Here is a 15,842-nt window from a genome sequence, read left to right on the forward strand (position 1 = left end):
ACAGGCTCGACAGGCGAGGGTCAGGGCTTGATCTTGGTGATCTTGCCGCCGCTCTGGCTGCGCATGGTGGTCGACTTGTTGCTCACGAAGGTGTTGGTGACCGTCGTGAGCTTGCCCTTCGCCTTGACCAGGATTCCGTATTTGCCGTTGGTCTCGAACCGCATCGCCTTGTTGATCCGCCCGGTGGTGCCCTTGCCCGAAATCACCAGGCCGGTGGAGCCGTTGGACTTGACCACGTTGCCGGTGCCGTTGACGGTGATGTTCGCCTTGTCGCTCACCGTGATGCCCTCGATGCTGCCGGCGGTGACCTGGTTGTCGCTCAGCACGGTAAGGCTGCCGCCGGCCGACACCGAGATGTTCTTGCCCTTCGACGTGGTGAACGTCGACCCCTGGATCGTCGCCGTTCCGTTGGACGGCACCGAGAGCCCGCGCTCCGCGGTGCCGGAGATGGTGACCCTGGTGAGCTGTACCTGGGTCTTCGAACCGGAGGCGAGCACGCCGTTGTAGCCGTTGTTGGCGACCACGCTGTCGGTCATCGACGCCTTGACGCCCGGGACCGTGCCGAGCCCATGCCGCCCGTTGGACGAGACGGTGGTCCGCACCAGCGACACCTCGGCGGAACTGGTCAGCGAGACGCCGCAGACCTTGTTCGACGACATGGTCGTCCCGGTCACCGTCGCCCGCGAGGACGACAGGCCGAGGCCGTGCCCGGTCTTGTTGGTGGTCGAGCCGGTGACCGCGAGTCCGTTTCCGTCGAGCGTGCTGTCCACGATGGTGCCCACGGAGCCGGTGGACAGCTGCAGGCCGTTCCGCCGGTTGGCCGTCGAGCGCACACGGGTCGCGGTGACGGTGGACGACTCGGAATGGATGCCGTCGTCGTTGTTGCCAGTGCTGGCGACGTCGGCCAGGGTGAGCGACGACTTCGTGTAGGCGACGATGCCGTTCTCATTGGCGTTCCGGACGGTGAGATGGGCGAGCCGGACGGTGGACGCCTTGGCGCCGATCACCGTGTCGGACCGGTGCGAGGAATCCCAATTCCCTCCGTACACGCCGCCCTTGACCGCGTTGAACCAGAGCAGCTGATCGGCCGTCGCGGTGAGCAGCACCGAGGTGGCGGGGTCGGCGACCAGATAGACGTTGTCGGCCATCCGGATCCGTTCTTTCACCTGGACGCTGCCAGCCGGCAGGGTGATGATCCTCGGCTGGTTGGCAGGTGCTGCGGATTTCGCTGCGGCGATGAGTTCGGCGGTGACGTCGCCGGTGTGGCCGATCGGCACCACCTGAACGTTCCCGGTGATGCCGAACGCCGCCAGGGCGTCATTGACGTCGGCGGCCTGTGCGGTCGGCGCCGCAGCGAGACCGGTGAATGTGGTGGCGGACGCGGCGAGGATAGTGAGCACTCGCCGTCGGGGATTTACTGACATTCTGCTAAGGCTCCTTGTCGGGTGCTTGTAGTTTCGCCAATACCTTCCCCCCAGGCCGCAATATATACGGATCGCAGCGCGGAAGCTATTTAGCAAGGGACGGATAGGTTCAGCGTGTGAATGGCGCCCTCCGCTCCACGGTGAATTCGGCGCAGTTGTCCCGGATGGCGAGCTGGACGCCGACCGTGCTGTCGCCGGCAGCTTCTGTGGCGGCGTCCGGTGGACGGCGCAACCACCGCGCGGTGGCTCCGGTGCCGGTGAGAAAGCCGAGCCGCACCCGATAGCTGCCGTCCGGAAGGCCGTCCAGCGGCACCGAGACTACGCCAGTGTGCTGGCGAGGGTCGTCGACGTGCGGCCGTACGGTGACCGGCGCGACCGCAACCGGCTCGCCGCCCTGCACGAACCGGGCCTCGATGCTCGCCAACGCGGTGTCGAGGTGGCTGGCGCCGCCGATTCGCAACCGCAGCCGGAACCGCAGCCGGTTGCCGATGAGTCTCAATTCATCCGCCCAGGCCCGTGTTGCCCCGGTCTGCAGCAGCTGGCGGTTGGTCTCGGTGCTGCAGGGCAGATCGAGATAGAGGTCGCCGCGGTGCGCACGCAGGCGTCCGGCGAGGGCGTCCAGGCGCAGGAAGCTCGCCAGGTCGTCCTCGCGCATGGCCACGTAGGCGGCGCGTTGGTCGGCGCCGGTGGTGGCCTGCTCGATGATCGCCGGGTCGATCCCTCCGATCACGGCCTTCGCACGGACGAAGAACTCGGGCAGCCGCTCGGCCGGCAGCAGGCCGGGCGCACGCCGGGCGAAGCCCTGGAAGCTGCGGACCAGGAACGCGTCGAGCAGCGGACGCCGGCTCGGCGTCAGCTGGGACGCCATCCCGTTCAGAGTCTCGATCACCTGCAGGTGGTCCCAATAGTTGTCCAGTCGGGTGAAGTGGCTGTCCATCACGGAGGTGCCTTCAGCCCGTTTGCGGTAGCGGTACACGACGTCCCCGACCAGCACCAGGCCGCTGGTGCGCAGCATTGCCGGCACGTTGACCACGGTGTCCTGGTGGTGGATGCCTTCTGCGAACCGCAGGCCGGAGCGGCGTAGCCACGCGGTGTCGTACAGCTTGTCGCAGGTGCGTGCGTCGTGAACCAGCTGCGGCACCTGCTCGATCGATACTGCCTGCGTGACCCCGGCCTCGAAATAGCCCGACCAGAGCCAACTCCTGGGTTCTGGGAATTGCTCGGTGGCGCCGACCGCCAGCGGCAGCCCGTGGCGCCGCAATCCGCCGCTGAGCAACTCGACGGCGCGGGGAGCGAGCTCGTCGTCGCCGTCCAGGAACAGCACCTGCTGGGTGGTCACCAGGTCGAGCCCGCGGTTGCGGGCCGCTCCGGCGCCCGGCCCGGCATTGGGCTGATGGAGCACCTGGATGCGCGGACGCGTGGCGGCATACTCGTCGGCGACCCGGCCGGTGCGGTCGGTGCTGCCGTCGTCGACCACCAGAATGCGGCACCGGTCCCACCAGGTCTGAGCCAGCACCGAGTCGAGGCACGGTCCGAGGTAGCGCTCGACATTGTGGGCAGGCACGACGACGGTGACGCCCGGTTTCAGGCGACTGACAAGACCGGTCAGCATTCCCATCGGCTCAGCTCCCTCGCTCGGCGGCGCGTCTCGCCGGAAGGACTCGGCGCAGCCGGCGCCGGATTCGGCGGCGGACGCCGGCCACCAGCCGGGGCAGATCGACCGCCGGGGGAGCGGGGGACGGCGTCGCCGGGGCAGGCCTGCGGCGGAACTTGGCCTCGGTGTGCGCTTCGACGAGCAGCCGGTGCATGGCCTGCGCATCCGCGCCCGAGTCGATCGCGCCGAGCTGCGCCAGGAGGTCGCTGCCGAGCCGGACGGCCTGGTCGCGGGCTTGTTGCAGCATCCGGTGGATCACCGCGCCGACCTGTTCGGCGACGTCCGGTTCGAACCGACGTCCATGCACCAGCCGGAACATCTGCACCGCGCAGACGAAATAGCCGCGGGCCGCGACCGCGCGGCTCGCGGTGCCCATGATCGAGTCCTGCCGGACCCGCCGTCGGTACAGCTGCACCGGGACATGGGCGGCGCGGCGGACGGCCAGCATCACCTCGAAGGTGAACAGGTTGTCCTCGTAGGAGATGCCGGGCAGGAACCGGATCGACGCCTGTTCCACGATGCTGCGCCGCACCAGGTAGAGGCAGGCGCTCGCCCGGTAGTGCTTGCGGGCGTTCATTCGGGCCAGCAGGGCTACCCCGCTGGTGATGGCGGAGTAGTCGCCGGGCCGCTGGTAGTAGGTGGCCATCCGGCGCCAGCGGTGATCGTCGACCCCCGGTTCGCGGCTGGCCTCGGCGTCGAAGCCGAGCAGGTCGAGGTCGTCCGCCGAGGCGCGTCCGACCAGGTCGGCGAGCCCGTCCAGACCCCAGTGGTCGTCGCTGTCCAGGAAACAGAGATAGCGGCCGCGGGCCAGGTCGAGGGCGGCATTGCGGGCGACGGACTGCCCGCCGTGCGGAACAGTCAGCACCCGGACACGTGCGTCGGAGGCGGCGATCCGGGCCAGCAGGGTGCCGCTGGCATCGGTGGAGCCATCGTCGACGCAGATCACCTCGAGGTCCACACCGTTCTGGCCGAGCACGCTGGCCAGGCAGTCCCGCAGGTAGGCCTCGGTGTTGTGCACGGGGATGATCACACTGACATCGGGGACAGCGCCGTCCGGGGTCTCGACGACGGCGTGCGGAATGGCCGCTTCGGGTGGCGATGGATCCGGGGAGTGGTTGTGGGGCGTGGTGGCGTCCGGTGTGGCGCCGATCATGGCGAGCAGCGCGGTGTGCGCGTCGGCGCGGGCGGTGGCTGCCTGCTGCTGGGCCTGGCGGAGCCGGTCGAAGAGCAGTTCAGTGCTGGTCCGGCGCGCGATGGCGTCCAGTTGTGCAGGGTAGTCGTGCCGCAGGAAGTAGTCGTCGGGGCGTCCGGTGACGCCGAATCTCGGCAGGACGTCGCTGCGCAGCGCCTCGTGCACCGTGGCGAAGGACACCGCCGTCCCCGCTTTGCGCAGCGCGGTCAGGCTCACCTCGACGACCAGATTGACGAAGGCCCGCTCTAGGCCGGGCCACCGTCCGATTCGCTCCAGGTCGGCGCGGATCGCAGTCAGCGCCTCGACGAAATCCAGCGGCGACTCGTGCAGGGTGGCCTGCAGGCTGGTGGAATGCCCGGTTCGGTAGTCGATGCCGTACGATTCGACATAGCTGATTCGCTGCGCCTGAGCCATCGCGAGAGACGCGAAATACAGATCGTTGGTGCGGCGCAGCGGCTGGAAGCGCAGACCGGTACGAGCCACGAACGAGGCTTTGAGCAGCTTGTTCCAGGGGGCCGGGCTGACCGCGAGAAACAGGTGGTCGCCGAGAGCCTCGGGAGCCAGCGGTGTCCGGCGCGGAAAACGATTGAGGCGGACGCCCCACTCCACCGGCGAGACATCGCCGGTCGACTCGTCGGCGACCCGGAAGCGGGTCGCCACGATGTCGGCGTCGTCCATCACCGCCTTGGCGTGCAACTCCTCCAACAGCATCGGCGCGAACCGGTCGTCGGCGTCGAGAAAGGCCAGATAGTTGCCGGTCGCCTCGGCCAGCCCGGCGTTGCGGGCGGCGCCGGCGCTGCCCATGGCCGGTCCGGCAACGAGACGGACCCGTGCATCGGCGTCGGCCATCTCGCCGACGATGGCCGCCGTGGCATCCGTCGAGCCGTCGTCCACGACGATGATCTCGAGGTCGGTCAGCGTCTGGGCGGCGATGTCGCCGAGGGACTCGCGCAGTCGTCGCTCGCCGTTGCGCACCGGGACGATCACGGACACAGCGGGCATGTGCTCCCCAGTGGTGAGGTGGAAACGGTGAGCCGGAGCCGGCATGCAGCAGCCTACCGGAACCTCCTAATCGACCGAGGACCTATTTAGTGCCGTGAACCAAACCCGAAACCGGCCGGAAGGTCTGCTGGAGATCGGCCCACTGGCCGGGCGGACGCCGATGGCCCGCGGCGCGGCCAGCTAGACTCACAGCCCTATTCACCTCGGGGAATCTCCCCCTTTTTGAAAGTTGGGAACGTCGGGAGCGTGTTCGGCGTGGGAAGGTTCGACAAATGCGAGCGATTCGGAATACTGCCGTCGCCCTGGCCGGCCTGGTGCTGATGGCGACGGCGCTGGTGGCGCCGGCGGGCATCAGCCAGGCCGCTACCGCGACAGGGAAACTCACTGTGGCACCGGGACGGGCAATCACCGCTCAGTTCTCCGGCACGAAACTCGACAGAAGGCGACTGGTCAGCCTGGAGAAGTCAGCCGACGGACTCACCTGGAGCACCCTCGAATCGGTGAAGATGAGTTCGAAGGGTGCGGTCGACTTCCGCACCCCCGCCACCCAGCCCGGCCAGTATCGCGCGGTCGCCAAAGAATTCACCTACAAGGTCAAAAAGAAGAAGGTGACCGCGGCCGAAGTGGTCAGCGAGATCAGGCAGCTTGCCGCGCCGTCGTTCGCCGACGAATTCACCGGCTCGTCGTTGGCCGATACCTGGCGCACACGCGAAGAGGTCGGCTACCAGGCCACCGGACGCCTGTGCTCCGCGCCGGTGAGTGCCAACGCCACGGCGTCCGGTGGTTCTGCGGTGCTGACCATGACCAAGGCGGGCGCGACTGAGGCGAAGAAGGTGGCCAGCCAGGCAAAGGACCGGCAGAAGGAACTCGATCGTGCGGCCGTGAAGAAGGCCGACGCCGCAGTCAAGAAGGCCGAGTCTGCGCTAGCCAAGGCCAAGGCGATGAAACAGAAGACGGCCGCTCAGCGGAAGGCGCGAAGCGCGGCGATCAGGAAGGCCGACACCGCACTCAGGAGGGCGAAGTCCGCGCGGGCCGCGCTGACTCCCGGCTGCCCCAACGGGGTGTTCCACAACGCGATGGTCAGCACTCAGGGCAGCGGCGAGACGGTGCGGGCCGGAACGGTCGTGGCCAGGGTGAAATTTTCGCAGGGTCAGGGTGCCCATCTGGGAATCTGGCTGCAGGCCGGCAATCGCCAGGAGATCGACGTCATCGAGGCATACGGCTACGGTCGGGGCATTACCAATGTCCTCCACCGGCTCAGCGGCTCGACCCTGAGAAAGGACCCCGCGGTCGCCAAGGACGCCTATGTCGCGGTCAAGACGGTGAAAAGCAAGAGCTGGTGGTCGAAGTGGCACACCGTGGCCGCGACTTTCGACACCGGCACGATCACCTTCTTCCTCGACGGCGTCAAGACCCGGCAACTGAGGGGAATGGCCGCCGCCGATTACCACCTGACGATGAGCGTGCTCAGCTCCGACTGGGAGACGTACCGGATCAAGCAGCCGGACGTCAGGCCCGGAGCCGGTGTGGCGAGGTCCACGGTGACGAGGCAGAGCCTGCCCTCGCTGTCGGTGGATTGGATCCGGGTCTGGAAGAAGGGCTGAGGTGTTGTCCGGCCGAACCATTGCGGCGGGGCTGCTGACGGGCGCCCTGCTGGCCGGTTGCACCTCCGGCCCATCGGCGCCCACCGGCACTCCCGCGTCCACCTCGCCGAGCGTGCTGGCGGCCACGCCGTCCGGTACCCCGTCGGCGACCCCGACCGTCGCCTCGCCGTCGGTGCCGACCGGGAACGTCCCGGTCGGCACCGGGGCGCGGCTCGAGGTGGCGCCGGTCGACTACGGGGGATCGACCCTGGTCCGGGCCAGTTTCGCCGGTCGCGACCGGGCCAATAGGCGCCCGGTGGCGCTGCAGCGCAAGGTGGGTTCCTCCTGGCAGGAGGTTGCCGTCGCGGCCATGGACAGCGCCGGACAGGCGGACTTCGTCGCCACCGGCACCGGCGGCGTCTATCGGGCGGTGGCGTTGGCCACCAAGACGGCGACGGCCGCCGCGACGCCGACCGCGACGGCGTCCGACCAATGGGCCGGTGTGCTCAACAGCGAGTTCAACGGGACGGCACTGGGTGGGCCGTGGGGCTACCGGCTCACCGACGTCTACGATGCCGGCGGACGCTGGTGCTCGGCACCTCGCAAGGCGAACGTGGTGGTGGGGAAGGGAACCGCGACGCTGACCATGTCGAAGGCGTCGAAGGCCGTCACCGCACGGGTCGCCGCCAGCGCGAAAGGCAAACAGGTTCGCGCCGGCCAGAAGGCCACCGGCTGTCCCGAAGGCGTTTTCGACAACGCCATGGTAAGCACGCAAGGCCGATTCACCCTGGCCGCCGGTATTGTCGCGGCACGGGTCAAATTCCCACGCGAGCCCGGCGCTCACGCCTCGGTGTGGCTGCAATCGGACGCCGGACAGGAACTCGACATGATCGAGACCTTCGGGTATGGACGGGGCATCACCAATGTGATTCACGTGAAGGGCGTAAAGCATCCGGCCGACGCCAAACAGGCGTACGTGGTACCTCGGCTGGTGGCCGATCCGGCCTGGTGGGAGGCGTGGCACACGGTCTCGGTGGAATGGGATCGCAACCGCGTCCGGTTCCGCCTCGACGGTCGGCTGACCCGCGAACTGACGGTGACGCTGGCCCCGGCCAACTATTTCCTGGTGATCAGCCTGCTCAGCTCCGATTGGGAGACCTACCGGTTGACCAAGCCGGACGCCCGGCCCGGTTCGGGGGTGGACGCCACGACCGTGGCGAAGGCTCGGTTGCCGTTCTCGATGCAGGTCGACTGGGTGCGTGCCTGGCGGCCCCGATAGAACTGCGCTATCAGCGATTCCGTCGTTGGTTGGGCTTGTCGAAACCCGTAGTTCTCGACGAGCCGGACCAGCGAAACTACTCCCAACGGCTCGGCACCGGATAGTAGCTGTCGAAGAACTCGCGGAGCGCCTTGTCGTTCGCCAGCTGAAGCGCGGGGTCGTCCGCGCCCGAATCGTTGATGCACAGACACTGGGAATTGCGTCGGCGCAGCCACAATTCCAGAGTTTTCCAGGAGTCTCGGCCGCCGAGGTCGAGGTATCCGTAGCGGATGCGGCTGGGGGCGGCCTTGCCGTGGGCGGCGGCATAGTAGGCGTCCAGGGAACTCGTCAGCGCATGGTCGGTGACACTGCGGAAACGGGACCGCATCACGGTGTCGAAGAGTTCCGGGTAGGTCTGCTCGAACTGCTCCATCAATGACCGGATGTGGGGCTGTGGGGTATGCCAGAGCTTGTGTGTGATGGTGCGGCCGAACTCGCGCTCCAGGAACTCGCGATTGTTCTTCGCCGCCGCACTCACCGCGAGATCGTCGTCGGTGCGCGGACCGGGATCGATCACGGCCACCCGAGAGGCGAACAGCTTGCTCACGCCGACGCCGTTGAAGAAGTTCTCGGGCCGCACCGGGGCCCCGAACAGCATGTCGTCGTTGAGGTAGAGATAGTGCTCGGCCAGGCCCGGAATGTGATGCAACTGGGATTCGATCGCGTGCGAGTTGAACACCGGCAGTGCGTCCGGGTCGGCGAAGATATCGCGATGGTCGACGACGGTCAGTCGTTCGTCCGGCTTGAGCCAGGTCGGGACCTGGCCATCGGTGACGATCCAGATCCGGCGCGCCCAGCTGGCGAACATCTCCACCGAGCGCAGCGAATAGCGCAACTCGTCCCGGTTGGCGAAGCGGGCCTCGATCGCGGCGTCGCTGCTGTAGCGGGCTGCGGCCGGAAGTCCGAGCGCCTGGGCCTTTCGGTCGAGCCACCGCGGGTCGGCACCGTCCACCCAGGTGTAGACGAGGTCGATCGGCTCCACCATGGTGAGTAGATGAGGCGCCGAGGGGGGCAACCGATGGCCACTGCCCTGCACTTGCTGCCACTGGTCGGTGTCGATGTAGTCGAGGACGCCGTTGGTGGCCGGCGCGATCAGGGCACCCGGCGGCAGTTCGCCACCGCCGGGACGGGGGGTGGGAAGATCGGTTACCGACCAGAACTCGACGAACACGCCGAGTTCGGAATGGGTCAGCGGAATTCCGTCCGAGGAGAGCAGATTGCGGGCGATCAGCAGCCCGTCGGCGCCCCGCGCACGTTGCCGCCGGAGCGGACGGGCGTGCCCCACCAGGCCGGCGTGGGTGCGGGCTGCCCACCAGTTGCGGGCCGGCGCCGCGCCGGCGAGGGCACGCAGCATGCGATCGGCGTCCGTGGCGCGGATGGCGATGTGCGGGGCCCTAGGGCTGGCCGCGTCGAGAACGACGTGTTCGATGCGTGCGGTGCCGAGCTCGTCGGAGACCTGGCGCTGCAGCTCGCTCAGATACGACCAGGTGTCGAAGTGGCCGACCACTTCGTGGGGGCCGCGCCAGGCGGCGGGCCATTGATGCCACAGCCAGGTGCGGGCGTGTCGCTCGCCACGGTGCAGATGAGCCCGGACGGTTCGCGCGGGGCGCCGGAGTTGGTTGGGGATCTTCACGGCGTGGTCCGCTCGAAGGGGCTGGGGACGGGGAAGTACTCGGCGAGGAAATCGGTCACCGTCGTGCCGTCGACCGCGTGTGCGTAGGGGCCGGCGTCGTTGATGCAGAAGCAGTCGTGGTTGCGCCGGGCGAGCAGGCTGTCGAGGTATTCGGCGGCCAGCGGGGAACCGATGTCGACGTAGCGGTAGGAGAGCCTGGTGGTGAGTGCCTGGCCGTGGCCGTAGGCCCAGTAGTGGCCCAGGTCGGACGCCAGCGAGAGGTCGTCGGTGCCACGAAACCGGGAGGCGGCGACCTGGGCCAGCCATTCCGGGTGGCGGCCCTCGAAGGACGCCAGCGAGCTGCGCCGGTGGGCATGGGGGATGTGCTGGATGCGGTTGGTGACCGAACGGCCGAGGTCATCAATCAGCAGGGCGCGATTGTTGCGGGCGGCGAGCATTGCGCCGTTCAGCCGGCCGGGCTCCCCCTGCCGATCGATCGCGTTGGGGGCGATGCTGAATTTGGCGAGCCGGGCTCCGGTGAAGAACAACTCCGGCCGAATCGGACGACCGATGAAGACGTCGTCGTTGAAGTAGAGGAACTGCTCGGCCAGGCCGTCGATGTGGTGAAGCTGAGACTCGATGGCGTGCGAGTTAAAGGTCGGCAGCACCTCGGGGTCACCGAAGATCTCTCGATGGGCGACGACAGTGAGCCGCGGGTGGTCGGCCAGCCATGCGGGCCGCTGTCCGTCGGTGACGATCCAGATGTGCCGATACCACCCGGCGTAGGCCGACACCGACCGCAGGGAATACCGAAGCTCGTCGCGGTTCTCGGTGCGTCCGCCGTGCAGCGCGTCGGTGGACAGGCCGCCTTGCGGTGGATCGACCGATGCCCGGCGCCGGCGCCATGCCGGATCGCTGTCGTCGACCCAGGTGTACACGATGTCGATGGGCTCGACGACGCTCAGCACGTGCGGCGGGGTGGCTGGCCGCAGTCGTCGGGCGGGGTCGTCCTGCGCCTGTTGCCACAGCTGCCCCGAAATATAGGCGGCTCGCGAGTTGCGGTTCGGCGCCAGGCGGGTGCCGGGAGAGTGGACGCCGCCGTCCGGACGCTCGGAGTCGGGTTCCGCGCGTTCCCAGAACTGCAGGCTGACGCCGCACTCGGGGCCGGCGATCCGGGTTCCGTTCGGCGCTGCGAGAAGCCGGAACAGGGTGATCCGCGAGTTCCGGCCGGACCGACCGCCGCGCGCCTCGGCCAGCCGGACGGAACGCCGGCGGTTGAGCGCCACCCACCAGGCGGAGGTTGCCGGGTCGTCGGCAAGGGCGTCCATGGCCCGCTCCCGTGCCTCAGCGGCGACGGCGAGAATGCTGCGTCCGTCGGCATCCAGACGGACGACCTCGACGTGGGCCGCCGCGAGCGCGGCCGTGGCGGTGTCGGCGATCGCTTGGATCGTCGCCCAGAAGTCGAACCGGTCGACGGTTTCGGGTGTGCCGTTGACGACGCGCCGCCGACGGCTGGCTGCCAAGCTGTCGGCTGTGCGATGGAGACGATGCCGCGTTCTCGGGTCGAGTCCGCGCCCGAAGGCGGTGATTCGACGTGAAAAGCGGTGCCGTAGAGATCTGTACGGCTTCCGCATACCACCATCCTGTGTAGCGTCTGGGGAGTCCTGGGGGGTCGCGTTGAGTATGTCACATGGGCCCTAAGCGTCGGTCCACCGATGGGCGCCGTAGCGAGCGGTTCCAGATGGGTGTAATGGCGAGCCGAGTGCGCGGTGGAGCAGCGGCTCGTACGGTAACCGGGCGGCGCTCCACGCCGGTGGCGTCCAGAGGGGCGGCCCAGGCGTCCGGGGTGGCGAGGTCGGCGACGCTGAACGTGACGTGTCAGGGATGCCGCCGATCGGCGGAGCGCCGGTCATCGCGTCATCCAGCCCAGGCGTGAATCGGCACGCAATCGATACGGCGCAGCGCTGCTGACTGCCGGGCTACCCAGCTTCAGTCTGAAATCGACCCCAGAGTAGGGGGGTCGTCGGTGGCGCTGAGGCGAACGGGCGAGGGCGAGCGGTGCTCTCGAGCGTCGATTTCAGAGTGCACCCGGTTCGCCCGCGGGGGTGCGCGCGCCAAACGCGGGACCATTTGATCCAAGAAAACAGTTTCTATGTGGATGGGCGGCATGGTCGACATCGCGGACGTGCGGCGCTACCTTGTGCGACAGGTCGGTGAACGCAAGGAAAACCGACGGTGAACGGAGGGTGTCACGCAGATGACGGTCACCAACATACTGTCTGACAAGCAACGCGAGACTCTGAGCGGGTCGTTGTGGTTCTTCCCCTTGGTGATGACACTCGGCGCGCTGGTGCTCGGTGCGGTGTTGTCCCAGGTGCGTGTGCCGGAGAACGGACCGCTCAGCCCGGTCCTCTATCACGGCGGGGCAGAGGACGCGCGACGGCTGCTGCTCGGCGTGGCGACCTCGACGGTCGGCGTGTTCGCTCTCGTGGTCGGCTTGACTCTGGTCGCCCTCCAGGTCGCCGGAAACCGCTACTCGCCGCGGCTGGTCCGCTCGTTCCTGCGCGACCGGGCGACCCAGGTCGTGTTCGGCTTGTTCATCGCCACCTTCGCCTACAATGCTGCCGGCCTCTACACGGTCGGCGCACAGGACGACTACCCCCGGCTGGCAGTCACGATTGGACTGGTGCTGCTCTTCGCCTGCATCGGAGCGCTCGTCTTCTACGTCGACCGGGTGGCCCACAGCCTGCAGACCCACAGCATCTTGAATTCGGTCGGCGTCGCGGCCCGGCGCGCCATCGAGGCACTTCCGCCTGGAATCGGACGGTCGGCGGGAATGTCCGGCCTGGACGGCGTGCCGTGGGACGAACCGCCGGTTGGCGCCATTCAGTTGCTGGCGCCGCGCTCCGGCTACGTCCAGCGGCTGCAGATGGACGCACTGATGCGGGCCGCACTGGCCGAGGACGTGGTGATCCAGCTGGTGCCGGGGATCGGCGGTCACGTGGTCGCCGGTACCCCGTTGGCGTGGGCCTGCCCGGCCAACGGCGGCAGTGTCCGGCCCGAGCCGCTCGCCCGCGCGGTGAACCGGGCGATCACGATCGGGGCAGGACGCAGCAGCTACAACGATGTGGCGCTGGGTGCGATCCAGATGGTCGACATGGCGCTGCTCTCGATGCACGTCTTCGACTACCACACCGTCGAGCAGTCGTGTGCTGAGCTGGGGGTGCTGCTGGGCAGGGTGGCCGGCGTGCCGGTCGGCCCCGAGGCGGTCATCGACTCGACCGGGACGATCCGTGTGCTGGTTCCTGGCCTCTACTTCCAGGACTATCTGGAACTCGCGTGTGGTGAGATCCGGCGCAAGGGCAGTTCGGAGCCCGTGGTGCTGCTGGCGCTGGTGAAGCAACTCCGGGCCGCGGGTGCGACGGCGACCTCGCAACGGCTAAGCCTGGTGCGTCGCGAACTCGAGCTCGTTCGGGCCAGCGCGGAGGCGGACGTCCACGAGCCGCACGATCGCGAACGGGTGCTGCGCGAGGTCGATCGGACGCTGTTGCTGATCGGCGCCGGCCAGCCCGAGCGTCCCGCGATCCAGCTCGCCGATCAGTAGCAGTCCGGAGCCATCGATACTCCCAAGCGCACCGGTCACACTTCCGGCTGATGCAGACCGCCTCCCAGCTTCCCCGTACCAAGTCTCCCGTCATCCAGGCACTGGAGGCCCTGGCATGAGCGTGGGCGATGAGGTGTTCCGCCGCATCCAATCGGCAGCCCGCTCCGAGCGGCAAGGACGAGGACCGGTGCGCCGACGCGAACGCCGTCGGAGCCGAGTTCGGCATCGAACGCCGCACCACTGTAAGCGCGCATCTTCGTCGGCGCGGTGTCCCGATGCGTCGGCGGGAGGTGACGGGATCTCCACCACCTCTGTCGAGCAACTGCGCGCCGCGTACGAGACGAACGTGCTCGGACTGATTGCGGTCACCCAGGCGTTCCTGCCCGCCCTGCGTGCATCCGCGCATCCACGGATCGTGAACGTCGGAAGCGGCACCGGGTCGCTGGCGTGGAGCAGCGGACCGAATCCGCAGTTCGACTGGCAGCGGTCACCTGGCAACAGCCTCGCCTACCGATGCTCGAAGACCGCCGTCAATGCCGTCACGCTTCTGACGGCACAGGAACTGGGCGACCCCTTCAAGGTCAACGTTATGGCGCCGGGACTGCGAAAGACGAACCTCTTGCCGAACATGACCGTCGGCGGCGATGCGGCGGAAGCCGCCGCCGCGGTGGTCCGTCTGGCGACCCTGCCCGACACCGGACCCACCGGTGGGTACTGGTCATGGGACGGCACTCGCGTCCCCTGGTAGGGGCCGGCGCTACAGGCGGGGGATGCCCAACGCGCTCGTGTCGCGGGTTTGAACGTCCAACATCTGGTGGACCGGTGTCGAGTGGCTCCCGTTCTTCAGCCGCCTCACCCTCATGCAGACCGTGCGCGACCTCAACCGACTCGGATTCACCAAGATCGCCCTGATGCGAGTACCGGTCGAGGCCGAAACTTCGTCCAACGACTGAGCGAGAGTCGATCGTAGGGGGATCGCCGAGGGTGTCGATGGATGAGATCGCGAGAGGCGACACGATTCGTCATCAGCCATAGTTATGTGTATACGTGTCATTTCGACAGGGAGGTGCTGGCGATGTCCACGCTCCGGCCAGGCACGGCTGAGCGGGTCGGCTTGTCGCGCAGTGGGCTGTATCGTGCGGCGCGTGAGGGTCGGTTGGAGCGGATCGCTCGCGGCATCTACCTGCCGGCGGATGCTCCGGCGGCGGACTGGGACTGGATCGAGGCTGCGACTCGTCGCCCGGATGCGACGATCTGCCTGACGTCCGCGCTCGCGCACCATGAGCTGACCGATGCGATCCCCGCCGCGTTGGATGTCGCACTCCCACGCGGGTCACGCACGCCGGCGAGCACGGGTGCGATCGCGTGGCATCAGTTCGACCGGCCAACGTTCGACATCGGGCGGGGGGAGATCCCGATTCCAGGCACAGATCAGACGATCGGGATCTACTCCCCTGAGCGGTCGATCGCGGATGCGTTCCGGCTGCGTGGCGAGGTCGGGTACGAGCTGGCGCGGGAGTCGTTGAAGGAGTGGCTGCGCCGCGGCGGGAAACCGGCCCATCTGATGGAGATCGCCGCTCGCCTTCCCCGCGCGAAGTCCCCGATCCTGCAAGCGCTGGAGATGTTGACGTGAACGCGGGCGAAGAGATGTTCCGCCGCATCCAGTCCGCGGCACGCTCGGCCGCGGCGAAGGCTGGGACAGGTGCGCCGACACAGGAGTATCTGATCCGGCACACGCTGGAGTCGTTCTTGGACCGGCTCACTCGCACGCCCATGCCGAGGACTTCGCGACATCGCCGCCGTCGAGGTCGATGACGGGGTGGTGTTCGATCTTGACTCGATCAGCGTGCAGGAGATCCGCGAGCACGCCGACTACCCCGGATTCCGGGTGCGGGTCGGTGTCTCGATCGGGCCGTGGAAGGGCAGTGCCGCGTGGGATGTCTCCACCGGAGATCCGATCGTGCCCCTCCCCGGCAGGTGGGCATCGACCGCGTCTTGGGCGATCCGATCGAGCTGCTCGGCTACGCGCCCGAGACGACGATCGCCGAGAAGGGTGTGACCATCCTGGAGCGGGGGATCACCAGCCGGTGGCGCGACTACGTCGACATCGTCCAACTCGCACGGCAGGGAATCGAACCGAGGAGTTGCTCCGCTCCGCACAAGCCGTGGCCCGCTACCGCGGCGTCACCCTCGAGCCCATCGCACCGCAGGTCGTCGGCGCGCTACGCTTGTGGTTTGCAGGTCCGCGAGGCGCTCCCTCGTTCCCGCACAACCAGACTAACGACAGCGAGTGTGAACGCCATCAGCTCCATTGAAGAGATCCCTGCGACCGGTATCGCTCGGTCTGAGATGCCGCTCACGCATGTCGTGCGCGCCGGTGACTTCGTCTACATCGCTGGGCAGATTGCGGTGCGGCCAGACGGTTCGCTGGTCACGGGTGACTTCACGGCGGA

11 protein-coding genes are annotated in these 15,842 nt (G+C 68.0%); 6 read left to right on the top strand and 5 right to left on the bottom strand.

Going from position 1 to position 15,842, the window contains the following annotated elements:
- Positions 1-20: 20 nt before the first annotated feature.
- The 3 genes from QM619_RS03930 to QM619_RS03940 all read right to left on the bottom strand — a co-directional run bounded on the left by QM619_RS03930 (position 21) and on the right by QM619_RS03940 (position 5,272).
- Complete coding sequence (locus tag QM619_RS03930) at positions 21-1,424, bottom strand: right-handed parallel beta-helix repeat-containing protein (protein WP_415104525.1); 1,404 nt, start codon at positions 1,422-1,424, stop codon at positions 21-23.
- A gap of 109 nt (positions 1,425-1,533) precedes the next feature.
- Entirely contained in the window at positions 1,534-3,042 is a 1,509-nt protein-coding gene (locus QM619_RS03935; RefSeq protein WP_415104527.1) for a glycosyltransferase, read from the bottom strand.
- Between the two features lie 4 nt (positions 3,043-3,046).
- Entirely contained in the window at positions 3,047-5,272 is a 2,226-nt protein-coding gene (locus QM619_RS03940; protein ID WP_415104529.1) for a glycosyltransferase family 2 protein, read from the bottom strand.
- A 272-nt stretch (positions 5,273-5,544) separates the two neighbouring features.
- On the opposite strand from QM619_RS03940, the gene QM619_RS03945 reads away from it, so the two are divergent.
- Both QM619_RS03945 and QM619_RS03950 read left to right on the top strand, forming a co-directional pair.
- A complete protein-coding gene (locus QM619_RS03945) occupies positions 5,545-6,876 on the top strand; it encodes a family 16 glycosylhydrolase (RefSeq protein ID WP_415104531.1) in 1,332 nt (443 codons plus the stop codon).
- Position 6,877: 1 nt separating this feature from the next.
- Positions 6,878-8,134, top strand: coding sequence for a family 16 glycosylhydrolase (locus QM619_RS03950; RefSeq protein WP_415104533.1), 1,257 nt, complete (start codon positions 6,878-6,880; stop codon positions 8,132-8,134).
- A 76-nt stretch (positions 8,135-8,210) separates the two neighbouring features.
- Here QM619_RS03950 and QM619_RS03955 read toward each other — a convergent pair whose 3' ends face one another.
- Together QM619_RS03955 and QM619_RS03960 are read right to left on the bottom strand one after the other, a co-directional pair.
- Positions 8,211-9,806: a Stealth CR1 domain-containing protein gene (locus QM619_RS03955; RefSeq protein WP_415104535.1), complete on the bottom strand. Its 1,596-nt coding sequence runs from the start codon at positions 9,804-9,806 to the stop codon at positions 8,211-8,213.
- On the bottom strand, positions 9,803-11,308 hold the full coding sequence (locus tag QM619_RS03960; RefSeq protein ID WP_415104537.1) for a Stealth CR1 domain-containing protein: 1,506 nt from the start codon (positions 11,306-11,308) through the stop codon (positions 9,803-9,805). The genes QM619_RS03955 and QM619_RS03960 overlap by 4 nt, the downstream gene beginning before the upstream one ends.
- 734 nt (positions 11,309-12,042) lie before the next feature.
- On the opposite strand from QM619_RS03960, the gene QM619_RS03965 reads away from it, so the two are divergent.
- From QM619_RS03965 to QM619_RS03980, 4 genes are all read left to right on the top strand, one after another.
- Positions 12,043-13,389, top strand: coding sequence for a DUF2254 domain-containing protein (locus tag QM619_RS03965; protein ID WP_415104539.1), 1,347 nt, complete (start codon positions 12,043-12,045; stop codon positions 13,387-13,389).
- 115 nt (positions 13,390-13,504) lie between these two features.
- On the top strand, positions 13,505-14,137 hold the full coding sequence (locus tag QM619_RS03970; protein WP_415104541.1) for an SDR family NAD(P)-dependent oxidoreductase: 633 nt from the start codon (positions 13,505-13,507) through the stop codon (positions 14,135-14,137).
- Between the two features lie 327 nt (positions 14,138-14,464).
- The gene (locus QM619_RS03975; RefSeq protein ID WP_415104543.1) at positions 14,465-15,022 is read left to right on the top strand and encodes a type IV toxin-antitoxin system AbiEi family antitoxin domain-containing protein; all 558 of its coding nucleotides are present in this window, start codon (positions 14,465-14,467) and stop codon (positions 15,020-15,022) included.
- Between the two features lie 344 nt (positions 15,023-15,366).
- On the top strand, positions 15,367-15,842 hold a 476-nt coding region (locus QM619_RS03980; protein WP_415104545.1), incomplete at its 3' end, for a nucleotidyl transferase AbiEii/AbiGii toxin family protein.

Source organism: Micropruina sp. (assembly GCF_047606665.1).
In the GTDB taxonomy this organism is placed as follows: Bacteria; Actinomycetota; Actinomycetes; order Propionibacteriales; family Propionibacteriaceae; genus Micropruina.